Raw genomic sequence first — 5,431 nt, 5'->3', positions numbered from 1 at the left:
TCCTGAAACAGCATTCAGCGGTAAAATTAGCGCAATCGAACCAGCTGTAAACTACCAAAGTGGTTTGATCCAAATCCAAGCTGATATTCCAAATAACGATTCACAACTTCGTTCAGGTATGTTCGCACGTGCAAATGTCATTTTACCAACCGTCGAAAATCAAATTACGGTTCCACAAACGGCTATCACATTTACGCTTTACGGTGACAATGTTTATATTGTTCGCGAAGACGAAAATGGCGATCTACGTGTAACACAATCTGTTGTTAAAGTTGGCGAACGTATTGATGCAATCGCTCATGTATTGGAAGGCGTTAAAGCCGGTGACAAAATTGTCACATCAGGTCAAGTACGTTTAAGTAATCACGCTAAAGTGCGAATTATTGAAAACGATACACTGAAAGTACCAGCTGAAACACCAATGCTTTAATCGGAGGATACATGCGCTTTACTGATATTTTTATCAAGCGTCCTGTTCTAGCGGTATCTATCAGCTTTTTGATCGCATTGCTTGGTGTACAAGCAATTTTCAAAATGCAGGTTCGAGAATACCCTGACATGACCAATACGGTTGTTACCGTATCTACTGGCTACTATGGCGCCAGTGCCGATTTGATCCAAGGCTTTATTACTCAGCCCTTAGAGCAAGCGGTAGCCCAAGCAGATAACATCGATTTTATGACGTCATCAAGTGTATTAGGTAAATCTACAATTACCATTACGATGAAACTAAATACCGATCCAAATGCTGCACTTTCTGATATTTTGGCAAAAACGAACTCCGTTCGCTCACAACTGCCAAAAGAAGCAGAAGATCCAACAGTGACGATGTCTACAGGTTCAACGACTGCGGTAATGTATATTGCCTTTAGTAGTGATGAGCTGTCTTCAAGTCAGGTAACCGACTATCTTGACCGTGTAATCAATCCACAGCTGTTCACGATTAATGGTGTTTCTAAAGTTGACATGTATGGTGGTATTAAATACGCACTACGTGTTTGGTTAGACCCATTAAAAATGGCTGCGTATGACCTTACTGCAACCGAAATTATGGGTGTACTGAATAGTAATAACTATCAGTCTGCAACAGGTCAGGCAATTGGTGAATTCGTGCTTTACAATGGTAATGCCGATACCCAAGTTGCGAGCGTTGAAGATCTTGAACGCCTGGTTGTTTCAACCGATAAAGGTCAAGTTATTCGCTTAAGTGACATTGCAAAAGTTACTTTAGAGAAGAGTCATGATGTATACCGTGCCTCAGCAAATGGTAAAGAAGCCGTTGTAGCCGCCGTGAATGCCGCGCCAACAGCAAATCCGATCAATATTGCTGCCGACGTATTAGACTTATTACCAGAACTTGAACGTAACTTACCGACAAACATCAGCATGAACGTGATGTATGACTCGACTGTTGCAATTAATGAATCAATCAAAGAAGTAATTAAAACCATTATCGAAGCAGCACTTATCGTGATCGTGGTAATTACATTATTCCTTGGTTCGCTCCGTGCCGTTATTATTCCTATTGTTACTATCCCACTGTCTTTGATTGGTGTGGCAATGGTAATGCAATCATTTGGTTTCTCGTGGAACTTAATGACACTGCTGGCGATGGTACTGGCAATTGGTTTGGTGGTAGATGATGCGATTGTTGTATTAGAAAATATTGACCGTCACATTAAACTCGGTGAGTCCCCATTCCGCGCTGCAGTCATAGGTACACGTGAAATTGCAGTTCCTGTTATTGCGATGACATTAACACTGGGTGCGGTATATGCGCCAATCGCGTTAATGGGTGGTATTACAGGTGCGTTATTTAAAGAGTTTGCCCTTACCCTTGCTGGTGCGGTATTCATTTCAGGTATTTTAGCACTAACATTATCACCGATGATGTGTTCTAAAATCTTGTTAGCAAATGCGAAACCAAGCAAGTTTGAACAAATAGTACATAACTTCCTTGAACGCATGACTAACAGCTATGAAAGAATGATCAGCGCTGTAATGCATAAACGTCCAGTTGTCATTGCGTTTGCGATCATCGTATTCGCAGCGATGCCAATGTTATTTAAATTTATTCCAAGTGAACTTGCACCGTCTGAAGATAAAGGTGTATTGATGATGATGGGTACAGCACCATCAAATGCTAACTTGGATTACATTGAAAACTCGATGAGTGAAGTTAACGACAAACTAAACGAACAACCTGAAATTGCTTACGCTCAGATCTTCTCTGGTGTACCTAACTCAAACCAAGCATTTGGTATTGCGTCTATGGTACCTTGGAGTGAACGTGAAGCAAGCCAAGGTGAGGTTGTTGAGCGTATAACTGGACTTGTTAAAGATGTACCTGGTATGTCTGTTATTGCCTTCCAAATGCCTGAATTACCAGGTGCTGGTTCTGGTCTACCTGTACAGTTTGTTATTACTACACCGAATAGTTTTGAAAGCCTATTCCAAGTAGCAAGTGACGTATTGACCGAAGTACAATCTAATTCATTATTTGTGTATTCGGAGTTAGATCTTAACTACGATTCAGCAACAATGAAGATTAACATCGATAAAGACAAAGCTGGCGCTTACGGTATTACCATGCAAGACATTGGTATTACACTAAGTACAATGATGTCTGATGGTTACGTTAACCGTATTGATTTAAATGGTCGTTCTTACGAGGTTATCCCTCAAGTCGAACGTAAATACCGTTTGAACCCTGAGTCAATGAATAGCTACTACGTACGTGCAGCTGATGGCCGCGCAGTACCATTAGGCAGCTTGATTACCATTGATGTAGTTGCAGAACCACGTTCGCTCCCTCACTTCAACCAACTTAACTCAGCAACGATTGGTGCTGTAACAAGTCCAGGTGTGGCGATGGGTGATGCTATCACATGGTTCGAAAACACAGCGTCAACGACACTTCCAAAAGGTTACCGTTATGACTTTATGGGTGAATCACGACAGTTTGTAACTGAAGGTAGTGCGTTATATATGACATTTGCGCTTGCACTTGCCATTATTTACCTAGTACTTGCCATTCAGTTTGAATCCGCACGTGATCCATTAGTTATCATGGTATCTGTACCACTTGCGGTATCGGGGGCATTGGTATCTCTGGCTTGGGGTCTATCAACCATGAATATCTATTCTCAGGTTGGTTTGATTACCCTCGTTGGTTTGATTACTAAGCACGGTATCTTGATCTGTGAAGTTGCTAAAGAAGAACAGCTTCATCATGGTAAGAGCCGAACTGACGCTGTAATCGAAGCAGCAAAAGTACGTTTACGCCCAATTCTAATGACAACTGCGGCAATGATTGCGGGTCTTATCCCGTTAATGTATGCAACAGGTGCTGGTGCTGAACAGCGCTTTAGTATTGGTATTGTGATCGTATCTGGTCTTGCAATCGGTACGCTGTTTACACTATTCATCTTACCGGTAATTTATTCATTCCTTGCGACTGAACATAAACCATTACCGACATTCGTTGAAGACGAAGAATTAGAAGAAAGTGATAAACAACATGCTATTGAATGTGCCAAATTAGCTTGTGAAGAAAAACCAGCACTCTAATGTAATTATTAGGATATTAAAAATAATGTCCTAATTAATTATACTCAGGTATTGATATAAAGGGGTCGCTTATGCGGCCTCTTTTTTTTATACTGATTTACTCCCACAATAAATAGACGAGCATTCATTATGTCTACGCTAGCCCACTTCCCTATCCCATTGCTTGGTTTTGCTGCATTTAGTGGTACAGGTAAAACAACCTTAATTACTCAGCTACTACCAAAATTAACCGCACGCGGTTTACGTATCGGCATGGTAAAACACAGCCACCATGATGTCGAAATGGATGATCCTAGCAAAGACAGTTATAAATTAAGGAAGTCTGGCGCTTGCCAAATGGTTCTATCTTCACCGCATCGCAGTATATTATTTGCAGAGCAAGCTCAACCTAAAGAGCCGAAACTGATCACCCAATTAAATTGGCTCAATACGGATGAATTAGACCTAGTATTAGTCGAAGGGTTTCGTCATGAAGCATTTACTAAAATAGAACTGCATCGCCCTTGCTTAGGCAAACCATTATTGGCCGTTGATGATCAGCACATAATAGCCATCGCCACTGATGCAGCGATTGATAAGAAGGCATTATTCGATAAAGGTTTAACTTATTTAGACTTGAACGACATTAATGCAATCACTGATTTTATAATGCACTATATTCACCAATCATAAACTCAAAAGACGATAGTAATACCGATGATATTACTATGGCTGGGACTCAATAAGTTCATGCTTGCCGTGCTCTGTTAACTCATCAAGGTAATCTTTATAGCTTGATTCAATATCGATGTCGCAGGCAGTTAAATCCTGCATTGCAATCTTTTCTAGCGTTTCCAGCTCCGCGATACTTTCTTGCAACGCAAGTTGCTGCTCACGTAATTCATCTAATCGTGTACGGCTCTGATGCAGCATGTATAACATACGGGGCGGACTATCAGGTTTATCATCATACAGGGCCAAGTAATGTTTTGCAGACTCTAAACTAATGCCTAAACGTTTACTGCGTAAGATAATGATTAAGCGAGCGCGTTGACGGTAATCATAATACATAAACCGTCCTCGACGTTCCGATTGCAACAATCCTTTTGTCTCATAAAAGCGGATAGCACGTCGCGTGATCGAAAACTCTTCAGCAAGATCAGCCGCAGTATAATACGTCGTCATTTAGTGTAACCCTTATTTAAAACTTATTAAGCTCTTATGGAACTCGGCTTTTTACTTAGCAATGAATAATCTACCACAAATTTACCCTATTGCTTAATTTAAACCATAATTAGTGTTGCAATGCATGGTCATACAAATAAACACAGCAATGCATCGAGGTTAGTTATGCGTATCCCCAAATTACAATCAAGCCAGTACTCGTGGTTTATACGTCCATTTTTATGGTTGCTAGAAAGAAAACAAAATAAAACCTTAAAGCCTGCGCAAATATTGGGACGTAGACCTAAATTATTTACCGCTACATTCTTATTATACAAAACAATTAACAGAAAAAGCTCCCCTATCAAGCCTTATATCCATGCACTGATGAGTGTACGCGTTGCACAGCTGAATCAGTGTGAATTTACCATTGAGCATGATTCTAAAGTATTACAGAGTCTCAAAGAAAGGTTGAATAAGGATAAATTATTAGATTGGCAACAATGTAGTGATTTCAAACCACAAGAGTGCGCGGTGCTGGCTTATACAGATGCAATAACCGATACGTCATTACATGTCACCGACAGACATATTGACCAGCTGCGTTGCTATTATAACGATGATGAAATTGTTGAGTTAACGACAATTATAGTGTTCCAAAATATGACCACAAAATATAATGATGAGATAGAATTTACTAGGAAAACTCAATAGAAAA

The 5,431-nt window shown here is 40.3% G+C and carries 5 protein-coding genes; 4 read left to right on the top strand and 1 reads right to left on the bottom strand.

Annotation, left to right across the window (positions count from 1 at the left end; translation table 11 throughout):
* From QNK26_RS00260 to mobB, 3 genes are all read left to right on the top strand, one after another.
* Window positions 1-430, top strand: a 430-nt coding sequence (locus tag QNK26_RS00260) for an efflux RND transporter periplasmic adaptor subunit (RefSeq protein ID WP_319220228.1), incomplete at its 5' end; no start/stop codon positions are given.
* Window positions 431-441: 11 nt separating this feature from the next.
* The gene (locus QNK26_RS00255; RefSeq protein WP_319220226.1) at window positions 442-3,570 is read left to right on the top strand and encodes a multidrug efflux RND transporter permease subunit; all 3,129 of its coding nucleotides are present in this window, start codon (window positions 442-444) and stop codon (window positions 3,568-3,570) included.
* 129 nt (window positions 3,571-3,699) lie between these two features.
* Window positions 3,700-4,242: a molybdopterin-guanine dinucleotide biosynthesis protein B gene (gene mobB / locus QNK26_RS00250; protein ID WP_319220224.1), complete on the top strand. Its 543-nt coding sequence runs from the start codon at window positions 3,700-3,702 to the stop codon at window positions 4,240-4,242.
* 33 nt (window positions 4,243-4,275) lie between these two features.
* On the opposite strand, the gene QNK26_RS00245 is transcribed toward mobB, so the two are convergent.
* Window positions 4,276-4,734, bottom strand: coding sequence for a MerR family DNA-binding protein (locus tag QNK26_RS00245; RefSeq protein WP_319220222.1), 459 nt, complete (start codon window positions 4,732-4,734; stop codon window positions 4,276-4,278).
* Between the two features lie 165 nt (window positions 4,735-4,899).
* On the opposite strand from QNK26_RS00245, the gene QNK26_RS00240 reads away from it, so the two are divergent.
* Window positions 4,900-5,427 (top strand): carboxymuconolactone decarboxylase family protein, encoded by a 528-nt coding sequence (locus QNK26_RS00240; RefSeq protein WP_319220221.1) that lies wholly within the window; start codon window positions 4,900-4,902, stop codon window positions 5,425-5,427.
* Window positions 5,428-5,431 lie beyond the last annotated feature (4 nt).

Source organism: Moritella sp. (genome assembly GCF_033791185.1).
Taxonomy (GTDB): Bacteria; Pseudomonadota; Gammaproteobacteria; order Enterobacterales; family Moritellaceae; genus Moritella.
Note: the sequence above shows the minus strand (reverse complement) of the source record. Positions and strands in the feature narration are given on the sequence as shown.